This window comes from Mesorhizobium sp. BHbdii (genome assembly GCF_053848045.1).
Window position 1 is genome coordinate 1 of record NZ_JBSPKX010000241.1, and the last position, 428, is coordinate 428.

Sequence of the window (428 nt, forward strand, 5' to 3'; positions counted from 1 at the left end):
GGCCAAGAGCGGGCTATCCATCGCCGAGATGAAGCGCGTCAACGAGGAATCGCAGATGTCGCGCGAGGACCTCGACGCCGGCCTCGACGCCATCTGGGGCGCGATGAAGGGCTGCATCGACCGTGGCCTGTCGCAGGACGGCATCATGCCGGGCGGGTTGAAGGTGCGGCGCCGGGCCCGGCAATTGCACGACAAGCTGCAGGAACAGTGGCAGCAGAACCGGCCGAATCCCTTGCTCGCCAATGACTGGCTGTCGATCTACGCCATGGCGGTCAACGAGGAGAATGCTGCCGGCGGCCGCGTCGTCACCGCGCCGACCAACGGGGCGGCCGGCACGCTGCCGGCGGTGCTGCGCTATTGGCTGCATTTCCATCCCGAGGCCGACCAGCCGAGCATACGTGACTTCCTGCTGACGGCGGCGGCCGTCG

The 428-nt window shown here is 68.0% G+C and carries 1 protein-coding gene; it reads left to right on the forward strand.

Annotated elements, in window-relative coordinates; all coding sequences use genetic code 11:
* Positions 1–428: L-serine ammonia-lyase, iron-sulfur-dependent, subunit beta (locus tag ACWTU8_RS32835; RefSeq protein ID WP_455851377.1), on the forward strand; the 428-nt coding region annotated here is incomplete at both ends.